General features: G+C 41.2%; 20 protein-coding genes. 9 read left to right on the forward strand and 11 right to left on the reverse strand.

Annotated features, from left to right (window positions below):
- Positions 1 to 13: 13 nt before the first annotated feature.
- From cysD to DDZ16_RS04210, 7 genes are all read right to left on the reverse strand, one after another.
- On the reverse strand, positions 14 to 919 hold the full coding sequence (cysD, locus tag DDZ16_RS04180; protein WP_109263170.1) for a sulfate adenylyltransferase subunit CysD: 906 nt from the start codon (positions 917 to 919) through the stop codon (positions 14 to 16).
- 211 nt (positions 920 to 1,130) lie between these two features.
- Positions 1,131 to 1,976, reverse strand: coding sequence for an enoyl-ACP reductase FabI (locus DDZ16_RS04185; RefSeq protein ID WP_109263171.1), 846 nt, complete (start codon positions 1,974 to 1,976; stop codon positions 1,131 to 1,133).
- 193 nt (positions 1,977 to 2,169) lie between these two features.
- Positions 2,170 to 3,825 carry a DNA repair protein RecN gene (recN, locus tag DDZ16_RS04190; RefSeq protein ID WP_109263172.1) on the reverse strand — a complete coding sequence of 552 codons (1,656 nt, stop codon included), beginning with the start codon at positions 3,823 to 3,825 and terminating at the stop codon, positions 2,170 to 2,172.
- A 7-nt stretch (positions 3,826 to 3,832) separates the two neighbouring features.
- Positions 3,833 to 4,735, reverse strand: coding sequence for a type IX secretion system protein PorD (gene porD / locus DDZ16_RS04195; protein ID WP_109263173.1), 903 nt, complete (start codon positions 4,733 to 4,735; stop codon positions 3,833 to 3,835).
- A gap of 87 nt (positions 4,736 to 4,822) precedes the next feature.
- On the reverse strand, positions 4,823 to 6,031 hold the full coding sequence (gene coaBC / locus DDZ16_RS04200; RefSeq protein ID WP_109263174.1) for a bifunctional phosphopantothenoylcysteine decarboxylase/phosphopantothenate--cysteine ligase CoaBC: 1,209 nt from the start codon (positions 6,029 to 6,031) through the stop codon (positions 4,823 to 4,825).
- A gap of 203 nt (positions 6,032 to 6,234) precedes the next feature.
- A complete protein-coding gene (locus tag DDZ16_RS04205) occupies positions 6,235 to 6,573 on the reverse strand; it encodes a DNA-directed RNA polymerase subunit omega (protein WP_109263175.1) in 339 nt (112 codons plus the stop codon).
- A 13-nt stretch (positions 6,574 to 6,586) separates the two neighbouring features.
- On the reverse strand, positions 6,587 to 7,390 hold the full coding sequence (locus tag DDZ16_RS04210; protein ID WP_109263176.1) for an outer membrane protein assembly factor BamD: 804 nt from the start codon (positions 7,388 to 7,390) through the stop codon (positions 6,587 to 6,589).
- Positions 7,391 to 7,656: 266 nt separating this feature from the next.
- Here DDZ16_RS04210 and DDZ16_RS04215 point away from each other — a divergent pair, with 266 nt between their 5' ends.
- The 3 genes from DDZ16_RS04215 to DDZ16_RS04230 all read left to right on the forward strand — a co-directional run bounded on the left by DDZ16_RS04215 (position 7,657) and on the right by DDZ16_RS04230 (position 11,848).
- On the forward strand, positions 7,657 to 8,940 hold the full coding sequence (locus DDZ16_RS04215) for an aminotransferase class I/II-fold pyridoxal phosphate-dependent enzyme (protein ID WP_232526549.1): 1,284 nt from the start codon (positions 7,657 to 7,659) through the stop codon (positions 8,938 to 8,940).
- Between the two features lie 1,381 nt (positions 8,941 to 10,321).
- Positions 10,322 to 11,068 carry an MBL fold metallo-hydrolase gene (locus DDZ16_RS04225; protein ID WP_109263179.1) on the forward strand — a complete coding sequence of 249 codons (747 nt, stop codon included), beginning with the start codon at positions 10,322 to 10,324 and terminating at the stop codon, positions 11,066 to 11,068.
- Positions 11,069 to 11,341: 273 nt separating this feature from the next.
- Positions 11,342 to 11,848: a cob(I)yrinic acid a,c-diamide adenosyltransferase gene (locus tag DDZ16_RS04230; RefSeq protein ID WP_109263180.1), complete on the forward strand. Its 507-nt coding sequence runs from the start codon at positions 11,342 to 11,344 to the stop codon at positions 11,846 to 11,848.
- A gap of 26 nt (positions 11,849 to 11,874) precedes the next feature.
- On the opposite strand, the gene DDZ16_RS04235 is transcribed toward DDZ16_RS04230, so the two are convergent.
- Positions 11,875 to 12,912 carry an endonuclease/exonuclease/phosphatase family protein gene (locus DDZ16_RS04235; RefSeq protein ID WP_109263181.1) on the reverse strand — a complete coding sequence of 346 codons (1,038 nt, stop codon included), beginning with the start codon at positions 12,910 to 12,912 and terminating at the stop codon, positions 11,875 to 11,877.
- A 138-nt stretch (positions 12,913 to 13,050) separates the two neighbouring features.
- On the opposite strand from DDZ16_RS04235, the gene DDZ16_RS04240 reads away from it, so the two are divergent.
- Complete coding sequence (locus DDZ16_RS04240) at positions 13,051 to 14,244, forward strand: saccharopine dehydrogenase family protein (RefSeq protein WP_109263274.1); 1,194 nt, start codon at positions 13,051 to 13,053, stop codon at positions 14,242 to 14,244.
- Between the two features lie 86 nt (positions 14,245 to 14,330).
- Here the strand turns inward: DDZ16_RS04240 and DDZ16_RS04245 are convergent, their stop codons facing one another.
- Positions 14,331 to 15,368, reverse strand: coding sequence for an L-dopachrome tautomerase-related protein (locus DDZ16_RS04245; protein ID WP_109263182.1), 1,038 nt, complete (start codon positions 15,366 to 15,368; stop codon positions 14,331 to 14,333).
- Between the two features lie 292 nt (positions 15,369 to 15,660).
- On the opposite strand from DDZ16_RS04245, the gene nspC reads away from it, so the two are divergent.
- A complete protein-coding gene (nspC, locus tag DDZ16_RS04250; protein WP_109263183.1) occupies positions 15,661 to 16,803 on the forward strand; it encodes a carboxynorspermidine decarboxylase in 1,143 nt (380 codons plus the stop codon).
- An 85-nt stretch (positions 16,804 to 16,888) separates the two neighbouring features.
- On the opposite strand, the gene DDZ16_RS04255 is transcribed toward nspC, so the two are convergent.
- Positions 16,889 to 18,532 (reverse strand): AMP-binding protein, encoded by a 1,644-nt coding sequence (locus DDZ16_RS04255; RefSeq protein WP_109263184.1) that lies wholly within the window; start codon positions 18,530 to 18,532, stop codon positions 16,889 to 16,891.
- 234 nt (positions 18,533 to 18,766) lie between these two features.
- On the reverse strand, positions 18,767 to 19,330 hold the full coding sequence (locus DDZ16_RS04260) for a cupin domain-containing protein (RefSeq protein WP_109263185.1): 564 nt from the start codon (positions 19,328 to 19,330) through the stop codon (positions 18,767 to 18,769).
- Positions 19,331 to 20,255: 925 nt separating this feature from the next.
- Here DDZ16_RS04260 and DDZ16_RS04265 point away from each other — a divergent pair.
- The 4 genes from DDZ16_RS04265 to DDZ16_RS04280 all read left to right on the forward strand — a co-directional run bounded on the left by DDZ16_RS04265 (position 20,256) and on the right by DDZ16_RS04280 (position 26,832).
- Positions 20,256 to 21,572, forward strand: coding sequence for an IS110 family RNA-guided transposase (locus tag DDZ16_RS04265; RefSeq protein ID WP_109263186.1), 1,317 nt, complete (start codon positions 20,256 to 20,258; stop codon positions 21,570 to 21,572).
- 352 nt (positions 21,573 to 21,924) lie between these two features.
- Positions 21,925 to 22,533: an HAD family hydrolase gene (locus DDZ16_RS04270; protein WP_109263187.1), complete on the forward strand. Its 609-nt coding sequence runs from the start codon at positions 21,925 to 21,927 to the stop codon at positions 22,531 to 22,533.
- A 503-nt stretch (positions 22,534 to 23,036) separates the two neighbouring features.
- Positions 23,037 to 24,533 carry a glutamine synthetase family protein gene (locus tag DDZ16_RS04275; RefSeq protein ID WP_109263188.1) on the forward strand — a complete coding sequence of 499 codons (1,497 nt, stop codon included), beginning with the start codon at positions 23,037 to 23,039 and terminating at the stop codon, positions 24,531 to 24,533.
- Positions 24,534 to 25,149: 616 nt separating this feature from the next.
- A complete protein-coding gene (locus tag DDZ16_RS04280) occupies positions 25,150 to 26,832 on the forward strand; it encodes a BCCT family transporter (RefSeq protein WP_109263189.1) in 1,683 nt (560 codons plus the stop codon).
- Positions 26,833 to 26,856 lie beyond the last annotated feature (24 nt).

Consider the following 26,856-nt stretch of genomic DNA (forward strand, 5'->3'; position numbering starts at 1 on the left):
GATTTAGGGGGCCCTAGAAGTATCCTTCACGCTTACGGTCTTCCATTGCAGACTCAGAACGTTTGTCATCAGCACGGCCACCACGTTCAGTCACACGTGTTGCAGCGACCTCCTGAATAATATCCTGAATATTATTGGCCGTTGAAAGGGTTACACCGGTACAGGTAACATCTCCAATAGTGCGACAGCGTACATCACGCATTTCCAATTTCTCTCCTTCTTTTAATTGCATAAAAGGAGCTTTGGCCATCCAAACGCCATCACGTTGGAAGACCTCACGCTTATGCGTAAAATAGAGAGAAGGCAATTCAATTTCTTCCATATAAATATATTGCCAAACATCCATCTCAGTCCAGTTACTAATAGGAAATACCCTGAAATGTTCACCCATATTTTTCTTAGCATTGAAAAGATTCCAAAGCTCCGGACGCTGGTTTTTAGGATCCCATTGTCCAAACTCATCCCTGTGGGAGAAAAAACGTTCTTTGGCGCGTGCTTTTTCTTCATCGCGTCGCCCCCCTCCCATGGCTGCATCAAACTTTTCCTGTTCAATAGCATCCAAAAGAGTAATGGTTTGCATTTTATTCCGGCTGGCATTGATTCCGGTTTCCTCCACTGCCTTACCCTGGTCAATGGTGTCCTGAACATACTTAACAATACAGCGTGCACCGGTTTTCTCCATCAGGTTATCGCGGTATTCGATAGTTTCAGGGAAGTTGTGCCCCGTATCGATGTGCATCAATGGGAAAGGCACCTTTGCAGGCCAAAAAGCCTTGCGGGCAAGGTGAAACATAACAATCGAATCTTTACCCCCCGAAAAAAGCATAACAGGATTCTCAAACTGGGCGGCCACCTCCCGAATCACGAAAATCGATTCAGCTTCAAGTTCTCTAAGGTGGTTAATCTGGTATTTATCCATTTATCTGATTTTTTTCTTTTTTAGTAAAAGAACTCTTCTATTTTTTTTACTTCAGGCTCAACAAATTAAAAGGGCTCCTTTGGAATAACTTTTTGGTCTGAAAATCGCGCCAAATATACTCAATAAAAAAGCCATTCCCAAAAAATGGAATGGCCTTGTTAATTAAGTTCTGATGAAATGAGATCATTTCATTTTATCTGACTTCATTTCCTCAATAAAGGTCTTCTATTTCTCCCGAATCAAAGCTCTTATTATATTGCTTCATCGCCCTCATACTCATACCCATACTGGAAAAACCACCATCATGATAAAGGTTCTGCATGGTCACTTTTCGAGCATAATCGGAGAACATCATCAGACAGAAATTAGCACAATCTTCAGCATCTGCGTTGCCGAGTGGTGACATACGATCGGAGAAGTCGATCAAACCATCAATACCTTTTACCCCGCTACCGGCAGTTGTAACTGTTGGCGACTGACTAATGGTGTTGACACGTACTTTTTTCTGGCGTCCGAAAATATAACCAAAACTACGGGCAATGGACTCAAGCAATGCCTTGGCATCGGCCATATCGTTATACCCATAAAGTGTACGTTGAGCAGCAACATAGGACAAAGCCAAAACAGAAGCCCATTCATTCATGGCATCCTGCTTAAATGCTACCTGCAACATTTTATGGAATGAAATAGCTGAAATGTCTAATGTTTTCTGAAGATAGTTGTAATCCAAATCGTGATAAACCCGTTTCTTACGAACGTTTAGCGACATCCCGATTGAGTGGAGCACAAAGTCAATCTTTCCGCCTAAAACCTCCGTAGATTTCTTGAAAACATTTTCAAGATCTTCCACATTGGTGGCATCTGCAGGAATCAATTCTGCTCCTGTTTTTTCGGCCAATTTGGTGACGTCTCCCATCCGGCAAGCCACATGGGTGTTGGACAAAGTAAAAGTAGCGCCTTCTTCATGGGCCAACTCTGCTACCTTCCAAGCAATTGACATATCATTGAGGGCTCCAAAAATAATCCCTCTTTTCCCTTTTAACAAGTTATTTCCCATATCGATAAAATTGTTTTTCAGGCTGCAAATATATTGCAAAATCGTAATCAGCGAAACAATTACGAACTCTTGTGTTTATAGAATCTATTTAAAAACAAGTCAAACGACTTACTAACAACTATTTATCAAATAAAAAACGATGCATATTTAACAAAAATACACACCATTAAAGGATTTATAGTTAAGTCAGACCTTAATTCTCCATTAAAAACCGAGCATTTTCAAGTGCAGCATCCGTAACCCGGGCACCACTCAACATTCCGGCTATCTCTGCCAATCTTTCATCGGTACCTAACAACTTAACCGAAGAAATAGTTTGATGATCCGTTTCAGTCTTAAAAACTTTGAAGTGTCGCTGACCTTTACCGGCAATTTGCGGAAGATGTGTAATGCTCACCACCTGGATGTTTTGCCCCATTCCCTGCATAATTCGCCCCATACGATCGGCTATTTCTCCTGAAACTCCGGTATCAATCTCATCGAAAATAATGGTAGGTAAACCTTTGGCAGAGGACAAAAGCGATTTAATACAAAGCATCACACGCGATATTTCACCTCCGGAGGCTACTTTAGGGATATCTGTGAGGCCGGCACTTTTATTGGCAGAAAATAAAAATGCTATTTCGTCCCCTCCGTTCTGTCCGTATTCTTTCACAGGGGTGTTATTCACAGAAAATCTTGCATGAGGCATTCCAAGCTCCCTTAATTGGCCCTGCACCGTGTTTTCTATATTACTGAACACTTTTTCTCTGCTCTTTGTCAGCGCAACAGCATGTTTATCGAGAGCCGTTTCAGCTTCTTCAATTTTTTTCTGAATAGCAGACAGATCCTCATCAAAAGAGGCCAGTTGCCGGAGCTTAGCCGAGAGGTCCTCTTTTAGACCCAACAAAGCTTCCACCGAATCAACATGATGCTTTTGCTGGAGCGAATAGATCATATCCAAACGGTCCTGAACTACCTGCTGACGTGCAGGATCATATTCAACATCGGTTCCCCGTTCTGAAATTTCTTCAGCAATGTCTTTCAGTTCAATATAAGCTGATTCAAGACGGGACGCCAACTCTTCTCCATCAGAAAGATATGCAGCAATTTTCCGAAGTTCATCCTTGAGGTGAAACAATTCCTGGATCATAGGCTGTTCCCTCTCATAAAGTATATGCGAAGCCTGTGAAAGGACCGATTTTATGTCTTCTACATGGGTTAATTGCTCAAGTTCCTGCTCCAGCTCGTCCTGTTCGCCAGACTGCAAATTGGCTTCTTCAAGTTGCTTAAACTGAAAATCCCAATAGTCCTGATCATCCCTTTGGCGGGCATTCATATCCTCAAGCCGCTTTTTCTCAGAAAGTAATGACCTGTATTGTCGATATGTTTCCTGATAAGTCTCAAGTTTTTCAGAGTTTCCGGCAACCGTATCTACTACATTAAGTTGAAAACGATTATCTCCCAGAAGTAAATTCTGATGCTGAGAATGGACATCTATCAACTTGCCAGATAGAAGTTTCAGGAAGTTTAAATTAACTGGAGTATCATTTACAAAAGCCCTGGATTTTCCTGATGGTAAAATCTCACGGCGCAAAACAGTTTCATCCTCATAATCCACATCTTCTTCTTCGAAATGTACTTTTAGGCCATACCTTGAAACATCAAAAACGCCTTCAATTACACACTTCTTCTCTTTGTCCCCAATAACAGAAGCATCGCTTCGTTGGCCAAGCACCAAACCCAGGGCACCAAGCATAATGGATTTACCGGCACCGGTTTCTCCTGTAATTACAGTAAAGCCTGAACCAAATTCAATTTCAGTTTTATCTATAAGGGCGTAATTTTTTATGGATAATGATTTCAACATATCGATACTAGTTATCTTTCAGCAATTTCTCATAAGCATCGGAATTGGTCGGATTAATCTCTGTTAATATATTGACCACTTCTGCTTTTTCCATGGAGAAAGATTCTGAAAAAATATTAACCAACTCTTTTTGTTTAGCGTCGAAAAACACCTGTAACGCGTAAGAACTTGGATCTGTTCGGTAAACGTCCCGCAGCAACTCTAGAGATTCTGCAATATTGGCCCTTCCCTCTTCCGGATCGTCAGACATCCGGTCCAGCCCGTTACGGTGGTATTCATAATAGCATTCGCGTAAGGGATGATGGTCCTCCTCAAGCAAGTTATCAATTAGCCAATACCTGTTTTGACGGCTTTCAAACTGTTTCCAACCTGCTTCTCTGGCGTTCTGCATCATATTCACAATTTTTTCAGCCTCTTCAAAATATGGGTTACCAGCTTCCGGACTAAAAGTATCATAATCATATCCCAGAACTACGTAGGCGTAATAAGAAAGAATCGCTACCAGATTGGATTCGATATTATTCTCTTTAAATACAAGTGTTTCAAACTCCCCGTATTGAAAATCAATTTTATCGTCTTTCAGATTTAAAGTTGTTGTAGTGTAAGCAGAGTTAAAAACCGGCCTGCGAGCCTGAATTTGCAAAGATCCTTTAAATTGATCTACACCAATAAGTTCGTCAATGGTAAAATGGAAAGTACATTCAATACGCTCCGAAGTCTCATATACATGATTGGTCCACTGCTGGTTGTTCATAAACTCAAAAATGGACTCTCTGAGATTTTTAAAAACATTGCGATTGGTTCCCTGAACTGATGGTGCCACAACCTGAACTGCACACCTGAGCTCTTGTGCTTTCGCAGCAGACAAAGACACAAAAAGAATAACAAGGCACAAAAAAAGTTTCTTCATGAGCAAATTATCTTTTTAGGCCTGTAAAGAAAATGAGAACAAAGTCTTCAAAACTCAAGAACCAAGTGATTACACTTAAAAAATCCTTTATGACAAGAGTTTTTGCTCCAAGACATTTACTATATCACAAGCCACTTCCTGTTTACTCTTTAACGGAAAATTTTCCTTTTTATGATCGCGGTGAATGATTGAAATGCGATTTGTATCCGTCATAAATCCTTCCCCTTCATTATTCGGGGAATTCAAAACAATAAAATCAAAGTTTTTAGTTTGCACTTTTTTTGCTGCATTGACCTCCTCATTATTGGTTTCAAGTGCAAAGCCAACAGTTATCTGTCCTTTCTTCTTAATAATTCCGGCACGTGCAGCTACATCAGGATTAGGCCTGAGCTGAAGAGAAATATTATCAGAGGAGCGTTTTATTTTATCTTCCGATTTGTTTTCCGGTGCATAATCAGAAACTGCGGCAGCAAATACAGCAGCATCACAATCTGGAAAAATTTCCTGACATACCTGATCCATTTCATTTGCTGAAACAACATCTGTCCGGTTAATCAGGGAATTTCGAGCATTCAGCGAAACCGGCCCGGCTATCAAGGAAACCTCAGCTCCCCGAGTGGCAAGTTCTTCGGCAATAGCAAATCCCATTTTGCCTGATGAGTAATTGCCGATAAACCTGACCGGGTCAATGTTTTCGTAAGTGGGACCGGCAGTTACAAGCACTTTTTTACCGCTCAGAGACTTTTTTTTTTCAGAGCCAAGAATTTCCTTCAACCGTTCAACAATCCCATCTGGTTCTTCCATGCGTCCTTTTCCTTCAAGTCCACTTGCCAATTCTCCCGTCCCAGGTTCAACAATGTGAGCCCCAAACTGACGCAAAACATCAACATTTCTTTGATTGGCCGGATGTGCAAACATATCCAGATCCATCGCCGGAGCGACAACAACCGGGCACTTGGCAGAAAGATAAGTGGTAATCAGCAAATTGTCGCAAATGGCATTTACCATTTTACCCATAGTATTCGCCGACGCAGGAGCCACTACCATAATATCAGCCCAAATTCCCAAATCGACATGACTGTGCCAGGAACCGTCTGTATTTTCAAAAAATTCAGAAAGAACAGGCTTTCCTGACAAGGCTGACAGTGTAACAGTTGTGATAAATTCCTTTCCGGCAGGTGTAATAATAACCTGAACCTCTGCCCCTTCTTTAACAAGGAGGCGAAGTAAGTATGCGGCTTTGTAAGCAGCTATACTACCGGTAATTCCTAAAATAACTTTCTTTCCTTTAAGCATTCAGCAAGCGAATTTTCCTGCAGGATATTTTAAAAAAGCAACAATCAACTAGATGTTTTTCAATGACACGTCATGGGTATTTAGGTCAAAAAACTAAAATCAATGCCTGTCAAAAATAAAATCATCCCCCTTTAAATGACTATACCTGCCTTACGGCAGGCAATAGCACCTATATCATTAAAAAATTAATAAAGCATGAGGAACTATTCTTCGTCTTCCTGCTTATCTTTTGTGGGATTGCGATAATATACTTTACCTTCGGTAAATTCCTGTGCCGATAATAAAGAAGGCTTGGGAAGACGTTCATAAAATTTAGAAATTTCAATCTGCTCACGGTTTTCGAAAACCTCCTCCAGATTATCAGTGTAAGAGGCAAATTCCTGCAATTTTTTATTAAGCTCTTCCTTCATTTCAACCCCAATCTGATTAGCTCTCTTGCCAATAATCATGACGGTTTCATAAATATTACCAGTTTGGGAAGACATATCCTGTGTATCCCAGGTAACCGTACTCAGTGGGGCATTCGACTTCTTATAATCCATTGCAATGCTAGTTTTAATTGTATTTATTTAACATCGATGTTACATCTTCAAAAATCTCATTGGCATTCTTCATGTATGAGCTTTCCGGAAACTCATTAATGAATGCATAATACTCGTCCAGAGTCATTCTTAGTCGATCCTCTTCTTTTTCTTCAACACTGTTTACAGCCTGAATATACAATGAATCAAGGATCAAAAAAGACAATTCTTCTCTGTATTTAGTATCAGGAAACTCATCCAAACTATTTCGGGCTGTAATTACAGCGGACTTGTAATTATTTCCCATATAGGTACCAAGATGGTAATATAACTTGGCACTCAAATATGACTTATAAACCAACTTCTCACGAAGCTCATCCATCATGTCCAGGGCTTCATCAACTTTAGGACTGTTGGGATACAAACTTGTAAACAACTGAAAAGCTTCTATCCCGTTATTTGTATCGGTTTGATCAAGCCTGGCTTTCGGTGAAAGCTCGAAATATGAAGCCCCAATCATAAACTGGGCATCTTCAGCATAATCACTATTGGGATACTTATCAACAAATTCCCGAAAAAAATGCACCGAACTAATGTAATCACGCATATTGAAAAGAGAGTTGGCATACTTAATGTGTGCTTCCTCGGCGCGATCGGTCCCCATAAAAACAGAAATTAACTCCTGAAGTAATGTTGAAGCTCGCATATAATCGCCTTCTTCATAATACTCAAGAGCCTTTTCGTATTTCAGATCGTAATCGGTACTTTTTAAAATTTTTTGATATTCGCTACAGGAGGCCAGTAAAACTACTGCCAACAAAACAAGCAATTTCCTCATGATCAATATGCGCTTTTGTGCGTTCGCAAGATTTGCCCACTGTTACAAAACTAACCAAGGCAAAATTCCGTGCAAAGATACGTTTTTACTTTTGAATTATTCATTTTACAGGAGCGTATTTTTATATTGTGTGAAAAATCACCCCAATTTTTTCATCACCGAGAATAATCAAAAACCAGGCCACATCGCCAATAAAACAAGGATATTCTCAACAAGAATTTGAATTACTCTGTATGAACAGTTAAAATAAACAAAAAACATTACCTTTGCCCCTAAAATTTAAAAGCTATAGTAAAGTGGATATTTTTGATAGAATAAGCGAGAACATGGGGCCACTGGGCCAATACGGCAAGGATGCCCACGGTTATTTTTCCTTTCCAAAACTAGAAGGTGAAATTGCTCCCCGCATGAAATTTCGCGGCAAAGAAGTTCTTAACTGGAGCTTGAACAACTACCTGGGACTTGCCAATCACCCTGAAGTGCGAAAAACGGATGCAGAAGCTGCCAAAGAATGGGGCCTTGGTTATCCAATGGGTGCCCGCATGATGTCCGGACATACCAGTAAACACGAAGAGCTTGAATCAGCTTTGGCCGATTTTGTGGGTAAAGAAGATTCCTACCTGCTTAACTTCGGTTACCAGGGAATGGTTTCTATCATTGACACTCTGGCTCACCGAAATGATGTCATTGTTTACGATTCCGAATGCCATGCCTGCATTATGGATGGTATTTTCCTTCACAAAGCCAAAGGCGGTAAGAGTTTTGTATTTCCACATAACGATATCGAGAAATGCGAAAAGATGCTTTCCATGGCTACAAAACGCACCAACGAATCGGGAGGTGGTATTCTGGTAATTACCGAGGGTGTTTTTGGTATGGCAGGTGACTTGGGGCATCTGGATAAAATTTCCGCTCTTAAAGATAAATTTGATTTTCGATTACTGGTCGATGATGCTCATGGTTTTGGAACCATGGGAACCACCGGAGCAGGTGCTGCCGAGCATTACGGTGTAACGGACAAAGTGGATGTAATATTTGGCACATTTGCTAAGTCCATGGCAGGAATCGGCGCTTTTGTGGCAAGTCGCGAACACGTGATTCATCATTTGCGTTACAATCTGCGTTCACAGATTTTTGCCAAATCATTGCCCATGCCAATGGTTATTGGTGCTTTAAAAAGACTAGAACTGCTCAAGTCTCATCCCGAGTTAAAAGATAAACTCTGGACGGTTGTTAAGGCCTTGCAAAAAGGATTGCGCGCCCAGGGATTCAACCTCGGTGTTACCGAATCGCCTGTAACTCCGGTATTTTTGAACGGTACGATTCCCGAAGCAACCAACCTTATTATGGATTTGCGTGAAAACTACAACCTGTTTTGCTCAATCGTGGTTTACCCGGTTATTCCAAAAGGACAAATAATGTTGCGTCTCATACCTACAGCAGTGCATTCTCTCGAAGACGTTGAGTTTACGGTGAAAGCTTTCTCTGAAATTAAAGAGAAACTTGCAGCCGGTAAATATCAGGGAGATAAAATTGCCAGTCTGTCGTAAAGCATACCACAAAATACTTGAAAAGGGCACGCAAGTGCCTTTTTTTTGTGCAAAACTTTAGACCGTCACTCCCTACTTAGTTTTTGTCTATAAAGTCCAACTTCTGCGTTGTTGTTCAAAATCTAAATTCTCATCCCGATTGTGCTTTTTGTTGGTTTTTTGTTCAAAAAACCTTACAAAAGCTACTTCGGGACTGCGGTTTAGATTTTTCACACGCCTTGAATTTGAACTTTCTATCTCAAACACGTGAAAAATATATGTGTGTATTCAGAAAGTTTTATTTACAAAGCCTGCCCCGATTTTTCTTCGGGGGTGTGCGAAGCCCGAAAATACGCAGTCCCGATCCTTCGGGATGAGTAATTTTTGGGAAGGCGCAACCCAGTAAATGGGATTTTATGGACACGCACTACTTAACCTCCTTTTCATCCAAGACTAATGAAATAAACCTTAATTCGTCGAACTATAATTTTTGATGATATTTTTGTTTTTTCAATTCAAGCTTTACAGCCTTAGTGGACTTCGGCAAAAAAACTTAACGCAGAAAAAGTAAAACAGGACAAAAATCAGGTTGGGAAATCACTGGTCTTTGCACAAGGCTTTAGAACATTTTAGAGATTGAGAATTTACATAGTCTTTGCAAGCAAACACCAACTACTTCGTTATTGTCGTTTTTGAAACAGTCATTTACGAAAATTAAACTCCTTGATTTCAGGAACTTCGAAAGCCTCACATTTGACGCCTTCTTATCAAAGACCGGAAAAACCTTAGTTTTCTTGCTGGTACTATATACAACAGTCCGTTAAAGTTGGCTCTAGTTTATATTTGCGATGATAAAAACAATTAGGTTTTTCTTTTAAATACCTACATGATGCATAAAAGGCTAATCTATAAAGTCCCTGAAAAGGGGCAAACTTAGATAACCCCGGGCAGATAAGCCCGGGGGAGATGTCGGAGCTGCAGGGTCCCTGACGGGGGGGCAACTATTCCGTGTATTTTAATGATTTATGGAATGTTGGCCTCTTTCAGAGACCGATTATATCCTTATTTTGAACCCCGGGCAGGTGTACCCGGGGTTATTCAAATTTGCCCCCCGTTCGGGGACTTTGGAAAAATTGTTATTTTTAACTACAGCCTTAAAGTTTTATAATCGTCTGATTGTTAGCTACTTGCAAGCAATGCAATAATTACTCTAACAGTCATATTATCAGTGCCATGGGGTTTATCCTAAATCTTTTATCTAACCTGCCTGCCGGCAGGCAGGAAATCTAACGATCTATTGATATAAATACCCTGCAAGAGCCTTTCATTCTGCCATGGTCATCAGATAAACAAATAGCTCCAAAACAGGTTATAAAACTAAAAGAAACAAAACTAAGGTATCATGAGAGCAAATCATTTACTACCGTTTAAGTTAGTGACCGCGGTGCTTTTTTTAATAACCGGAATCACACATGCCCAGGAAGTTAAGAAAGATCAGTTTGAAACCTCTTCGGGAGCACTGAACATTTATCATGTGGGCCATGCATCCCTGTATTTTGAAATTGACAGTAAAGTAATCCACGTTGATCCCTTTGGAAAAATGGGGGATTATTCTTCCATGCCCAAAGCCGATTTAATTCTTATCACTCATGCCCATGGAGACCATCTTGATCCTGAAGCCATCAAGTTGATATCTAAAGAAAACACCAAAATATTTCTAAACCAGGCTTCTTACAACTCTTTGGAAAAGGGAAAAGTATTGGCAAATGGAGATAATACAGAATTTGCAGGCTTTCCGATAAAAGCAGTTCCGGCCTACAACATTGAACACACACGCGACAGTGGAGAACCGTTCCATCCCAAAGGTCGTGACAATGGTTATGTGATTGATTTTGGTGACACAAGCGTTTATGTGGCAGGTGACACAGAAAACATCCCGGAAATGAAAAACCTATACGATATAGACATTGCTTTTCTTCCTATGAACTTACCCTACACCATGGATGCAGAGATGTGCAAAAAAGCAGCCCTAATAGTACAACCAAAGGTTCTGTTTCCATATCACTACAAAATGGGTGAATCTGATCCTGAAAAACTGGCTCAACTTATGGAAAATGTTTCGGAAATTGAGTTGAGATTCAGGCAATAACCCTGTGATATAAAGCAGAAATTGGCAGAGAGTTTCTCCTAGTGTGACAATTACAAAATTCACTCACTAATTTCAAGCGCTTATTCCCTTTCTGCTTCGTTGGGGTTTTTAACCATAGCTAAGGCTATGCTTAGCAAACCCCGCCTTGCATAAAGAAAAAAATCACATAAAATTCAAGTAAACCAATTTAATAAATGTCACACTGGCACCATCTTCCATGCTCTCTGCTTCTTTTCTCTTGCCCTGGCCCCCAAAAAACTTATCTTTGCCAACATGATTCACATATATACAGGTAACGGTAAAGGCAAGACCACAGCAGCCATAGGATTGGCGGTCAGAGCTGCCGGTTCAGGCATGAATGTCTTTTTTGGGCAATTTGTAAAAGGAATGGCCTACAACGAAGTTAGCGTTTTTACCGAGCAAATGCCGCTAATAGACCATGAGCTTTTTGGTCGTAAATGCTTTATCAATCGAGACCCTGAACATGAAGATTATGAGGCCGCAAAGGCAGGTCTCAAAAAAGCAAATAACATTATCCACTCGGGAAAATACTCCCTGATTGTTTTGGATGAACTCAATATTGCTTTGTACTACAAACTGATAGCACTTCAAGATGTACTCAAACTAATAGATGAGCTCCCGGGACACATAGAGCTGGTAATTACCGGTCGCTATGCACCACAGGAACTCATTGACAAAGCTGATCTCGTCACTGAAATGAAAGAGGTCAAGCATTATTACAAGCAGGACATCAAGGCCCGGAAAGGCATTGAATTTTAAGACTCCGTCAAAACATTATCCTCTCCTTATTTATCCAGTACAATATAACTGGCAAAGTGATCGCTGTACCCACCGTGATACCAGCTCCCTACAAAGGTTCTGAACGGATAGCCGCTATAATCACCTTCCTGCTGTCTCAGGTACTGTTTGTCGTATATTTCCGTCTTAACAATGTGATATTTACCGGGTGATTTTTTTATCAGGTTAGGAGTCACAACTATCTGATCAAATAAATTCCAGAAGTCTCGGTAACAAAGGGTTCCACGCCCCTCAAAAAACAAAGGAGCAGTTGCATTAAACAGACTGTCACCACCCCCTGCCTGAGGCGTTACACCAGCCATCAAATACTTCTTTACGCTTTCATCGACAGGATCATCATTCAAGTCACCCATCACCACGATTTTTGCATCATCATTTTCTGCCCTGATAGAGTCAACCAGTGAACGCGTTAACTTTCCGGCGGCATTACGCAAGGGAATACTTCGCTCCTTCCCTCCATATCTTGAAGGCCAGTGGTTAACAATAAAATGGAGTCTTTCGCCATTCAATTCACCCGAAACAATCAATTGATCTCTGGTGTAAATCCGATTGCCTTCTTCATCACTGATAAGGAGCGGCACTGCCCGGTAATCGTCCGGTGTAAAAGATTCAGGGTGATAAATCAATGCCACATCAATGCCTCGTTTGTCGGGCGAATCTTCATGTATAATCTTATAATTGTAAGATTTCAGACGATCTGTAGCCACCAAATCTTCCAAAACTTTAATATTTTCCATCTCACATAATCCCATTACTGCCGGAGCGCCGACGTCCTCCACAGAGCCAATTCCTGCAATAACAGAGGCCATATTCTGCAATTTTCGTTGATAGCGGTTGGCATCCCATTGCTTTTCACTCCGAGGTGTAAACTCTTCATCTCTGACATCAGGTGCATCGATGGTATCAAACAAATTTTCAAGGTTATAAAAACCAACAACTTTTTTTTCTACAGGCGATTGACAAGATGGTGTGGCCAAAAGCGCCAAAACCAAGATAGTTATCAACCAAAAAGATAATTTGTTCATTATTTTTACGGTTTAAATTCTCTTCAAAAATATAAAATTGCTATATTAAATCTCGAATGCAGCCAACAGATTAAAAAAATTCATTTCTTTGCTGCATTAATAAAAATGGTATTTTCGAACCAAAACGCAAACAAAAAAATGGGTAAAGTTTTAATTATTGGCGCCGGGGGTGTCGGCACTGTAGTGGCCCACAAGATGGCCTCAATACCTGAAGTTTTTTCGGAAATTATGCTGGCTAGTCGCACAAAAAGTAAATGCGATGCCATTGCAGAAAAAATTGGTGGCAATCGCATAAAAACTGCACAGGTGGATGCCGACAATGTTCCTGAACTGGTTGATCTGATCAATGATTTTAAACCGGATTTGGTAGTAAACGTTGCTCTGCCTTATCAGGATCTAACTATTATGGATGCTTGTTTGGAAACAAGCGTTTCGTATCTTGACACGGCCAATTACGAACCCAAAGACGAAGCTAAATTCGAATACAAATGGCAATGGGCCTATAAAGAAAAATTCGAAGAAGCTGGAATCACAGCTATCCTTGGATGCGGATTTGACCCTGGTGTAACATCCATCTTCACAGCTTATGCTGCCAAGCATCATTTCGACGAGTTACAGTATCTTGATATTGTGGATTGTAACGCCGGAGATCATGGTAAACCCTTTGCCACCAACTTCAACCCCGAAATCAACATCCGGGAAGTTTCTCAAAAAGGTAAATACTGGGAAAACGGTGAATGGGTAACTACAGAGCCTCATGAAATTCATAAGCCTCTCAATTATCCTGAAATTGGTCCCAAAGAATCTTATGTCATCTATCACGAAGAACTGGAATCGCTGGTAAAAAATTACCCTACCATAAAAAGGGCCAGATTCTGGATGACATTCGGACAGGAATACCTGACACACCTTCGAGTTATTCAAAACATTGGAATGGCAGGCATCGAACCAGTTAAATTCAATGGGATGGACATTGTTCCGATTGAGTTTCTAAAAGCTGTATTGCCAAATCCCGGTGATTTGGGAGAAAACTACAAAGGACAAACCTCCATTGGTTGCCGTATCCGTGGATTGAAAGATGGAAAAGAGAAGACTTATTACATCTACAACAACTGCGACCATGAAAATGCTTACAAAGAAACCGGCACTCAGGCTGTAAGTTACACCACAGGTGTTCCGGCAACAATCGGAGCTATGATGTACCTCAAAGACCTCTGGAAAAAACCAGGTGTCTTTAACGTGGAAGAATTTGACCCCGATCCATTTTTGGAGGAACTCAATAAACGTGGACTTCCCTGGAACGAAAAGCACGATGTGGATCTTGAGTTATAGAAATTTCTCTAATAATACAGCGAGGGGCTGTCCATTGAATTGGACAGCCCCTCGCTTTTTAATATCCGGTCCGTAAAATTAGATTTTTATTTTATGCATATCCGGTTAATGGTATAATTCAACTTCTCAGCGCCTTTACCAGCCAGATGAATCTTTGAATCGGTGAAATAAAGATAGCCATCATAAATACTAAAAGTATCTGCCCATCCGACCTGGTCTCCCTGAGCCATGGTTTGGGTTTTACCGTTAGGCTTTAACACAATCACGGCGGTATTTTCAAGATCTGCCATGTAAAGGTTTCCCCGTTGGTCGAAAATCATACCATCGGGGGCAGGTGTTTTTGCCTCTCTTATGACAGATTGCTCTATCTCAGTTTTTGTACCATCACGCAATGCCTCTGCCGAAACAGAATACAACGTATAGCCGGTTAGGGCGTGATAATACAGACGATCATTATTGAGATGAAAAGCAATGCCATCAGAATGCACCTTATTACCACCCCATTTCCTGCCATTTATGGTTAATGAATTGAACTCTCCTCGTGTTGAGTAGTGATTATCCAGAGCCCGGCGGCTGGTTTTCTTTTCAAGGTCATAGACGATCAATCCCGGTTCATTGGAGTCGGTAATGTAGATAAATCCATTCTTCGTATCTATCCGCAAATCATTGGTATAGGTATTGGGTTTAAATGAATCATCCGACAGAATCAGAACATCTGACAACTCATCGGTTTTAAGATCAAAAACAAAAATGCGGGGATTATTGATCACCCCTTTCCAAAGGGGATTACAGGTATCCAATACATACAATTTGTCATTTACAGCCACTACCGATTGAACAGCTACAAACATGGAGTCAGGCACTGGCTTTCCTGTCTTCCAATTATTCCACTCCTTATTTGGGTAAGGTTGAGAGCTTCCATCTTCCCTCACCTCTAAAACTGAGTTTTCAACTGACTTGCGCCATCGGGGAAAGTTTACAAAGATTCTTCCTTCTTGTGTAACCGTTACACCGGTAACTTGTTGACCTTTAAAGGAGGCTATTTGCTCCAATTTTTCCGGTCCTGCAAACATGGCAAGGTTTCCAAAGGTAAACGCGAGAATAAGAAATACAACCTGTTTCATAACTTCTGTATCTTAGGTTTTATCTTTTTACATAATACTTTGTTAAACTTTTGCAAGGTGAAAATTCATCCGTTCGCAATCAAACACACATCTGAAATAAAGCTCAGGTCATCAGCATTTCATGAATCCTCATTTATCTAACATCTAAGAGTCTAACTATGTATTGCTAACACGAAGGTCTTTTAATTGTTCGACCTTAAAATGCGAAAAGGAAGTCAATTTTAAGAAGGTCGTCCCCATTTGCCAACAAACATTTCTAAGTTATATTTGTCCATTACAAAAAAAGACAAATATGAGCATTGATATAAATAAGGTTCCAACGCCAACCTATGTGATGGACGAATCTCTTTTGAGAAGAAATCTGGAAATTATAAAAAGTATCCGTGACAGAGCCGGTATAGAAATCATACTGGCTTTCAAGGCCTTTTCCTTGTGGCCTGCCTTTCCCATCGTGCGGGATTACATACCGGGTGCTACAGCCAGCTCCATTCACGAAGCCCGTCTGGCTTTTGAAGAGATGGGGAGTCCGGCACATACTTACAGTCCGGCTTATACCGAGAAGGATTTCCCGGGCATTATGAAATACAGCAGTCACATTACTTTTAATTCCATCTCACAGTATGAAAGATTCAGGCCAATGCTTGAAGCACAAGAAAAGCATATTTCTCCCGGCCTCCGCATCAACCCTGAATACTCTGAGGTTTCCACAGACCTTTACAACCCCTGTTCTCCCGGATCGCGTTTGGGAATTATTGCTGATCAAATGCCGGGGACTTTGCCTGAAGGTATTGAAGGACTCCATTTTCATGCCCTTTGTGAATCCTCAAGCACCGAACTAGAGAAGATATTACAAAATGTAGAAGAGAAATTTGGCAACCAGCTCAGACAGATAAAATGGCTCAATATGGGTGGCGGTCACTTAATAACCCGAAAAGATTATGATGTTGAACACCTTATAACTTTACTGAAAAACTTTAAAGAAAAGTGGGGACTTCACCTCATTCTGGAACCCGGAAGTGCCTTTGCCTGGGAAACAGGCCCCCTGGTTTCTGAAGTGGTTGATATTGTGGAAAATCATGGCATTAAAACCGCCATCCTTAATGTCAGTTTCACAGCTCATATGCCCGATTGTCTGGAGATGCCTTACAAACCACGAATCAGAGGTGCTCATCAAGAGCCGGTAAACGGTTTACCTACCTATCGCATGGGTGGCAACAGCTGTCTGGCCGGAGATTACATGGGCTACTGGTCGTTCGATAAGCCACTAAAGCCCGGTGACAGAATTGTTTTTGAAGATATGATTCATTATACCATTGTTAAAACCACCATGTTTAATGGTGTTCCGCATCCCTCTATTGCATTTTGGAGTGATAAAGAGGGATTGAAAAAGATTCGGCAATTTGAATATGAGGATTACAAATCGAGAATGGGGTAAGTCGAGGTTAGGTGTTAGAGGATAGAAGTTAGAAGAAATTTGAAACTTCTAACTTCCAGCTTCTAACATCTATGTCCTCTGAAGCCTATTTCGCTTTGGCCATTTCAGCCCCAATCTCGCGGAGTTTATATTTCTGAATCTTTCCACTGGCAGTTTTGGGAAAGTCATCCACAAAAAATACATGCTTGGGAATTTTGTAACGTGATATCTTACCACGGCAGAAATCCTGAACAGCCTCTTCAGTGAGCGAACAGCCTTCTTTCAACTTAACAAAGGCGCCCACAATTTCACCATATTTTTCATCGGCCAGACCAACCACTTCCACCATCTCCACTTCCGGCATGCGGTAGATGTAATTCTCAATTTCGCGTGGATAAATATTCTCGCCTCCGCGAATGATCATATCTTTGATTCGCCCGGTAATCTTGTAAAATCCATCAGACGTTTTCACAGCCAGGTCGCCGGAGTGCAGCCAGCCATCACTATCAATGGCTTTGTCAGTGGCCCCAGGGTTATTGTAATAACCTTTCATGATGTTGTATCCTCGACAGCAGATCTCTCCCTGTTGATCAGGTCCCAGCTCCACTCCTGTTTCAGGATCGACAATTTTCACTTCAACACCAGGCAGCTCTTTTCCAACAGTAGTGGCCCTTATTTCTGCCTCATCAAAGGTACGGGTTGAAGTCATACCCGGAGACGATTCTGTCAGCCCGTAAACAATGATGATGTCATCACAGTGCATTTTAGTCATAACCTGCTTCATGGTATCAATGGGACAGAGTGAACCTGCCATGATACCTGTTCTCAGAGAACTCAGATCGAACATATCAAACATGGGATGGTTCAACTCTGCGATAAACATGGTTGGAACCCCGTAAATTGACGTGCATTTTTCTTTTTGTACCGCGGCCAGCACTTTTAATGGGTCAAAGTCCTCGGTAACAACCATACTCACCCCATGTGTAATGACGGCACAAACACCCAAAACACAACCAAAGCAGTGGAATAATGGCACACAAAGCAACAAACGATCATCAGAGGTATATTTCATATTGCCCCCAATGGTGAGGCCATTATTGACAATATTGTAATGCGTCAGCATCACTCCCTTTGGAAAGCCAGTTGTACCTGAGGTATATTGCATATTAACCACATCGTAACAGCTCACCTGGCTTTTGCGCTCATTCAGCACCTCATCATCTACCTGGGCACCCAGCAACAGGAGTTCGGGAGTATTAAACATACCACGGTGCTTTTGAGGCCCGAGAAACATTACATTTCTAAGTTCAGGAAACTTTTCACTCTGGAGATGCCCCCTCTGTGAAGTTTTAAGTTCGGGCACAAGCTGAAAAACCATATCTACATAGTCGCTGTCGCGATAGCCGTCAATCAGACAAAGCGTATTTAGATCAGCATTTTTGATGAGATACTCCAGTTCAGCCAGTTTGTAGTTTGTATTAATGGTTACCAGAACAGCACCTATCTTGGCAGTGGCAAACATCATGGTCGTCCAGTCGGGCACATTATTGGCCCAGATGCCCACCTTATCGCCGGGTTTGATTCCAATGGCAATAAGCCCTTTGGCCATCTTGTCTACCCTTTGGTTGAATTCGTTGTAAGAAAACCGGAGGCCACGATCGGGATAGACCATGAAGTCATGGTCGGGCAATTCACCCGCCCACTTCTCAAGCAGGCTTCCCAGAGTTTCTTCTGTTAATTGAAAAGACATATTCGTATTTTTCAGGTAAGACTAAAATAGATTGTGAGATTTATAGATTACAGATTTAAGAATTTCCTATTAATCTCCACCTCTGCTTTAAGGCTATATGTCTGTAAGACGTCAAATGTTTTCAAACATTCCCGGATATTCGTCAATGTAAATCACAATGAACAATTATTCCCGAAGAAATATAAACTAAGCGTCATTCCATCTCTGCGTTAAAGCATTTACAACAAAACTGCATTAAACCGGCAAGTAAACAACAGCCAGCACAAGTGCTTTTTGGCCTTTGGTCACTTTAATATTGTGGTCAACAATAGAATCATAATAGATACTGTCACCGGCATTCAATTGATGGGTTTCTTTCCCGTAGGTCACTTCAACAGTGCCTTCCAATATATAGATGAATTCCTCTCCTTCATGGGCTGAGTATTTGGAAGCCGTTTCCTTTCCAGCTACTACTTCAATCAAAAAGGGATCCATATGGCGGTCGCTTTTCTGACGTGCCAAAGAAGCAAATACCAGATTTTCCTTCACTTGCGAACCTGCCACATTGATATTTTCGCTGTGCAGGTTATCTTCCTTACGACAAACAACCGCCCCTTTTTCTTTCTGGTCGTCGAGAAAAGTCCCAAGCCGTACTCCAAAGACCCGGGCCAGTTTAATGAGCGTGCCCAATGAAGGAGCTGCCTCATCTGATTCAATTTTTTGTAATAGCTCTTCACTGATCAGTGTTCTTTGGGCCACCTCGCCCAAACTCAGCTTTTTTTCTTCTCTTTGAAGTTTGATTTTTTCTCCGGGTTTCATAATTTATTAGATCATTAGATATTTAGATAATAAATAAAAGATGCTTTGGGATGGTTTGATAAATCACTTTGATACATTTGCCACATCAATAAAAAAACATACCAGAAACAAATTGACATCAAAAGAAGGATATTTTGAAAAAAAATACAAGATTTTTATGTTTTTTGTATTTAAAACAAACAAATACCAAAGCCCCATATAACAATATGTAACATGGAGGAATTTTTGGGTGTCTTGTATTTGAACCACGTGGCCACAGAAGGTAACATAAGGTTTTAGAACCATATCCGAAATATCAGACCATTTCAGGTTGTCAGAAAAATTGCAGTGTAAAAAGGTGCGGCAGATTCTTTTGCAGACAACCTTATAAGAAGGTTTCAAAGGGTGGGTTTAACCTCCCTTTGGTATGGTAGATTCCGGTCTGCAATTTTATAACGGCGGATCGGAATCCGCCGCACCTAATTGACCAAAATACTGAAGGTCAGCTAAGCAGAACTCAAGACCAGTGTCCTACTGCCCAAGGTATGGTGGATTTAATCCACCATTATATAGGACGGATGAAATTCGTCGTTCCCGGGAGCCACTATTGCTCACCACCGATTAAGAAAACCATCTCTCCCCAATAGCCCATGGTCCCTGTCCCAATCTTGGATTAGATCTATAGATCGTTAGATTTTTAGATAAAAGTAACCCAGCCGCCGAAGCGGCATATCCAAAAATCTAACGGGGGAACGGGTCTCGTCCTTTGGAAATTTATCTTTGTAAAAAAAGGTAATGTTCAGACCTTACTAGTCAATGGTGCTTTTGAGCCCAAATAAAAGTATAGGCCTATATGCTTTTAAATATCCAATTGGTGACTTCCGATCCCTCATAAAAGAATATTTAATTTTTATGCATATTGAACATTACCATAAAAAATATTTTTATGGCAAAGATAATTAATCCAAATGCAGCAGGCATAGATATTGCCTCAAATGTTCATTATGTAGCAGTGTCAGAAGATAAGTGTGAAAATCCTGTTCGAAGCTTTAAGGGCTTTACAAGAGATTTACACATTCTTTCAAAATGGTTGGTAGATCTTGGAATCAAAACTGTTGCTATGGAATCAACAGGAGCATATTGGTTTCAACTATACACCATCTTACTAGATTATGGGATGGAGGTATTTCTGGTAAATGCTGCTCATGTGAAAAATGTGCCAGGTAGAAAATCGGATGTCATTGATGCACAATGGCTACAGGAGCTGCATGAGAATGGTTATCTGACAGCATGTTTTCAACCTGATAATTTGACCAGAGAACTTAGAACTTATGTGCGTCTAAGAAAGCAGATTATAAAAGAGATGGCAACAGAGACACAGCGTATGCAAAAAGCCATGGTAAATATGAATATCAAATTACACGATGTAATCAGTGATATTAATGGACGTACCGGAAGAGCTATTGTTGATGCGATTATTGATGGAGAACGAGATCCTAAGCGTTTAGCATCATTTCGTAATAGGAGAATTAAATGTTCAGAAGAAAATTTGCTCAAATCACTAGAGGGAAATTGGAGGGATGAGCAAGTTTTTTGTTTGAAAATGGCACGTGACAAGTATGTCGAACTAGAACGTCATTTGCAAAAAACAGATCAGGAAAGTGAAAGAATTATCAAGCTTTTTACCAATACTGATATAGAAGAAAAGAAAGTGAAATCAAGGCCCCGGCAAAATAAACAGCCTAATTTTAATGTAGGCCAATATTTATACAATGTACACGGAGTCGATGTATTGGAAATTTTTGGTTTTAAGCAAACAGGTGCGCTTACGGTTTTATCGGAGACAGGCCCTAATTTAAAAGAAAACTTTCCATCGTTAAAACAATTTCATTCTTGGTTAAACTTGGTGCCTAATAATGAAATATCTGGCGGAAAAATATTGAAATCGAAAGTAAGAAAGAGGAAAAACCATGCCGGACAGGCTTTTAGAGAAGCGGCCAATGGCTTGTGGAATTCCCATAATCCTTTTGGGGACTATCTCAGGACAAAAAAGGCTAAATCAGGAGCAGGTCCTGCAGTCATTGCCACAGCAAAAAAAATCGCAACAATTTATTACAAGATGGTAACAGAGAAAGTTGAATTTGACCCGTACATTATTGATGGAAACAGGCAAGTTTATTTACAGAAAAGAGCCAAATCATTATCAAAAACACTCGAAAGCATAAACAAACAACTATCTGAAATTGAAAAACTTGCATCATGAGTTAGATAAAAGTAGCCCAGCCGCGCGGAAGCCGGAAGCTGGAGGCTGGAAGTTAGAAGTTAGAAGCTGGAAACTTTCGAAGTTAAGAAATTTTGATTCTTTTTGCGGCATATTTAAAAAACTAAGAAAATTATAAAAAACACGTTTTAAATGGTTTATGACTTTACTTAGATAAAAGGATAATACTTGATTTTTTTACTTCCCTCCAGGCTCTGACCCTACTATTTCTCCATTCCACCTTTCTCCCCTCTACCATCTCACCCTCTCCTCCTCCTTTAACATCTCTTAAACCAGCAACACCCCTCTCGCCGAAAAGGATTAACTATCTTTGCTGAGTATAAAGAAAAGGATTATGCAAAAAATTGAAATACAACCCGGCGTAAAAGGACTTATTTTTGATTTAGATGGAACCATTGCGGACACCATGCCTGCTCATTATATTGCATGGCGTAACACATTAAAAAATCATGGAATTGATTTTACCATTGATTTATTCCTGCAATTGGCGGGGATTCCACTTGAAGGGACCATTAAGCAGTTAAATGAAATTTTTGGTACCAGCATGGATCCTCTAAACACAGGGCTAGAAAAAGAGAATGCTTTTCTGGCTACCATTCACAAAACCAAGGTGGTGGAGCCGGTCGCTGAGATCATTCGTGAGTATCATGGCAAAATGCCTATGTCGGTGGGTACAGGCGGGCAAAGAAGCGTAGCCACGGAAACCCTCAAGGCCACGGGAATGGATAAGTATTTTGACATTGTTGTTACTTCTGATGATATCACCCACCCCAAGCCACATCCGGAAACCTTCCTGAAATGCGCAGAGCAAATGGGCATTGCACCTGAAGACTGCCAGGTATTTGAAGATGGCGTTTTGGGCAAAAATGCCGCAAAAGAAGCTGGTATGAAACTCGTTGATGTTACAGATTACTATGAAGTCACTATTGGGCACGAAGAGTAGTGGACATTAAAGAGCAACCCAATTTTATTACCCGGACGCAGCTCCGCAGCTTGGTTTTTCCCTTGTTCATCTATTTTCTCTACTACCACTCGAGCGCCGCTCTGCGGGTTTTGTGCTATAAATTCAAAATAGACAGCCGCAGAGCAACGGAAGAGAGTTAACAAAAGCCAACTTAGCATACCCCTCCACCCTCTGCAAAACCTATTAAACAGCGTCATTGGCAGCAAAGTGAAGCAATCATTTCTCAAAGGATAAATTTTCCGGGACACCCGTTGTTTTAAATTAATCAGTAATTCCAATAAGCGTAAGACCTTCTTCTGTCATCTATGATCTTATATTCCTTAAATAGTTCAAACATCCCGAAAACCGTGATAAAAATCAACCTGTAACGCCCGCTTTCCGTGACCTTACTCATCTTTTTTCCACTAATGGTTTGCTATGTTTATTCTTGAAAAATGAACTAATCAGCAACATCCAATTGCATTGGAAAAAATCTCAAAATCATGGAAAAACATTACGATTACAGTCCCAATCCGCTTGTCAAGTATATAAAAAAGGAGCCTTCACAATTCACACGGGAGGACATCATTTCTTTTATGACCGGCAATCAGATCCGGTTGCTTAATTTTCGCTACCCGGGAGAAGATGGCCGGTTGAAAACGCTTAACTTTGCCATTCACAGTCAGGATCACCTCAAAAGCATTCTTACGCACGGGGAGCGGGTTGATGGGTCCAGTCTGTTTTCGTTTATGGAAACCGGGAGCAGCGATCTATATGTGGTTCCCAGGTATCAGACAGCTTTTCTGAATCCTTTTTCTGAAATCCCGTCAATGGAAATTCTTTGTTCGTTCTTTAATCACAATGGGGAGTTACTGGATTTAGCCCCCGAGAATATCTTACGGAAAGCCGCCAACCAGTTCCGCCAATGTACAGGAATGGATATGCTGATGCTCGGAGAGCTGGAATATTATGTAAACAGTCCCACACAAAGCTTATTCCCGGCAACAGATCAAAGAGGCTACCATGAATCCCAACCATTTGCCAAATTTGAATGGATGCGGAAAGAGGCCCTCAGGCTAATGGCCGAATGTGGTGGACAAATCAAATACGGCCACTCCGAAGTAGGAAATTTCACAAAGGGAGAAGAAGCTTTTGAACAGCATGAGATTGAGTTTTTGCCCACCACACCCGAGACTGCTGCTGATCAAATCCTGATTGCCAAATGGATATTGCGCATGCTGGCCGAGGAGTCAAATGTAGAAATCAGTTTTGCCCCAAAAATAAGCACGGGCAAAGCAGGCAACGGTCTTCATTTCCACATGTTGCTCACAAAAGATGGTCAAAACATCGTGATGGAAAACAGAAAACTGTCTGATTCTTCCAAAAAAATCATAGCAGGCATACTTGACATGGCCGACGCCCTTACCGCTTTTGGCAATACACTGCCCACCTCCTATCTGCGACTGGTCCCAAATCAGGAAGCACCCACCTATATTTGCTGGGGAGAAAGAAACCGATCTGCGTTGGTAAGAATACCGCTGGGATGGACCTCTCAATCCAGCATGGCCGCTGCCGTTAATCCAGCTGATGGCAGTCTGAATAAAGACACCTCCAACGACCGTCAGACCTTTGAGTTCAGAGTACCGGACGGCAGTGCCGACATCCACTTAATAATGGCAGGTATCATAAATGCTGCAATCCATGGATTAAACATGAAAGATGCGCTTAAAAAAGCCGGCGATCTGTATGTCAATGGCAACATCTTTAATAACAACGATTACCAGAAGCTCAATCAATTACCGGCGTCCTGCTACGAGTCGGCTGAGAGACTGGAAAAAAAGAAACACCATTTTATTGATTCAGGAATATTTCCGGATGGAATCATAAACCACACTATTAATAAGTTAAGATCCTTCAATGACAAAAATTTAAGAGAAGAGATGGTGGAAGACAACGAAAAATCCAGAGATTTAGTTATCAAATACATACATTGCCAATAATAAATCAGAAAGCAAGAAAGCGAACATTTCATTCGCAAATTTATTTATAAGTTCATATATTAACAAAAGATCGTTGCATTATGAGATCTAAGTAATCAACAGGCATATGGTTGAGGGACAAAAGGCAGAAGAAAAAGAATTAAATATCTTATTTCTACCAATGCATCTTCGTTAGCATTGAAAGAATTAAGAATAATGCTTTTATGAGCACAACGAAATATTGTATATTGTACTTTCAGGTTTTTCCAGTATTGTTTGGCTAAATAATGTAACAAAAACCAGGAGGCATTCTTCCCGGACCTGTCTGAAAGTTTTATTCTAAAGAGTGTCTGTCCATATAGTACCATTTGCGTCGTTACACATGCCGCCAAAATACTCATCCCGAAGGATCGGGACTCTTTTTTTGGCGGCTTCGCAAGCCCCCGAAGAAAAACCGTGGCAGGCTTTGCAACTGGAACTTACTGACCAGGCACGTGACAACAAATACACTATCCCGACTTTATAGACGGGCACTAAAGAGAGTTGGTTATTGCAGGTATTCCCTGCTGAACGCATGGATTCACATTAAATCAAGATTTAGAAACAATCGCTTATTCAAAACTCGAAAAACTAATATATGGACGATCAAAAGCAATCCCACTCCGTTCACGAGGGAGAAGAACACCTTGTGAGCAAAAAAAAGTATTTCGATGTCGATGGGCCCGTATTCTGGCCGTCGGCCGTTCTTATAATTGCCTTTATAGTAGTTACCCTTGCCATAGGGGCGCCCATGAACAAAATCTTCTCCTCCATTCAGACAAGCATTTCTGACAATGGAGGATGGTTTTTTATCCTGTCTGTAAACATGTTCCTGTTTTTCATCCTGTTTATTGCTTTTAGTAAATATGGTAATATCAGATTGGGAGGCACCCATGCCAAACCTGAATTCTCGAAAGGGGGCTGGTTTGCCATGCTATTCAGTGCAGGAATGGGTATTGGTATCCTATTCTGGAGTGTGGGGGAACCCATCAGTCACTTTGTAAATCCTCCGAATGGAGATCCTCGCACGGTAGAGGCTGCCAAGCATGCCATGCAAACCAGCTTTTTGCACTGGGGCCTTCATGCATGGGGAATTTATGCCCTGGTGGGTATGTCACTCGCCTTTTTTACTTTTAATAAGAAATTACCGCTTACCATCAGCTCCATTTTTTATCCGCTCCTGGGTGAGAGGGTTAACGGACCTGCAGGAAAAGCCATTAATGTAATGGCTGTAGTGGCCACACTTTTTGGGTTGGCTACTTCTCTCGGCTTGGGGGTCCAGCAGGTAAGTGCCGGGCTGGCTCACCTTATCAATTTACCCGATAACGTAACCATTCAGGTTATTCTGATTACTGTTATCACATTAGGAGCTACAGCCTCTGTTATTGCGGGCTTAGATGCCGGAGTGAAAAGATTAAGTGAAATCAACATCGTTCTGGCCGCCATTTTTCTATTATTTATTATTGCTGTCGGTCCTACTTTGTTCATTCTCGATTCGTTTACACAGAACCTGGGGTATTACATTCAAAGCTTTTTTGAAATCAGCCTTTGGACCGAAACCTACCAGCAATCTGACTGGCAAAACAGCTGGACTGTTTTCTATTGGGCCTGGTGGATCAGCTGGTCCCCATTTGTTGGGATGTTTATTGCCCGTATTTCGCGGGGCCGCACCCTCAGGGAGTTTGTATTGGGTGTTTTAATTGTACCCACGCTATTGACTTTCCTATGGTTATCCGCTTTTGGTGGCAGTGCCATCTTCCTGGAATTAAATTCCCTGGCAGATATTGCCACAGCCGTAAAAGAGAATGTCGCCACTTCCCTTTATATCTTATTGGAAGAATATCCGATCTCTTCCATCACCAGCTTGGTTGGGGTGTTGCTGGTTACCAGCTTCTTTATCACCTCATCCGATTCCGGATCGCTGGTGGTTGACAGTCTGACTGCCGGAGGTAAGCTTGATGCTCCGGTTCCACAGCGCATCTTCTGGGCACTCACAGAAGGTGCTGTTGCGGCAGTATTGCTACTTGGAGGAGGTCTCGGTGCATTACAAACGGCCGCTATCATTACAGGGCTGCCTTTTGCAGCAATTTTAATAATCCTCATGTTTAGTCTTCTCAAAGGTCTGAAAGAAGAGCACGGAGCTCTGCAATCGGTGAAGAAGCAGAAAGAACGTGAAAACTATCAGAAGGTTATTGCAGACCTGGTACGTAAAAGAGAAGCTGCAAGACATGCAAAGACAAGCGCCCCTTCATCTGATAATAACAGGAAAAAAGACCAATAATCCTTTTACCACTTTAAACTTTCA

It is taken from the genome of Marinilabilia rubra, from assembly GCF_003121985.1.
Lineage (GTDB): Bacteria > Bacteroidota > Bacteroidia > Bacteroidales > Marinilabiliaceae > Marinilabilia > Marinilabilia rubra.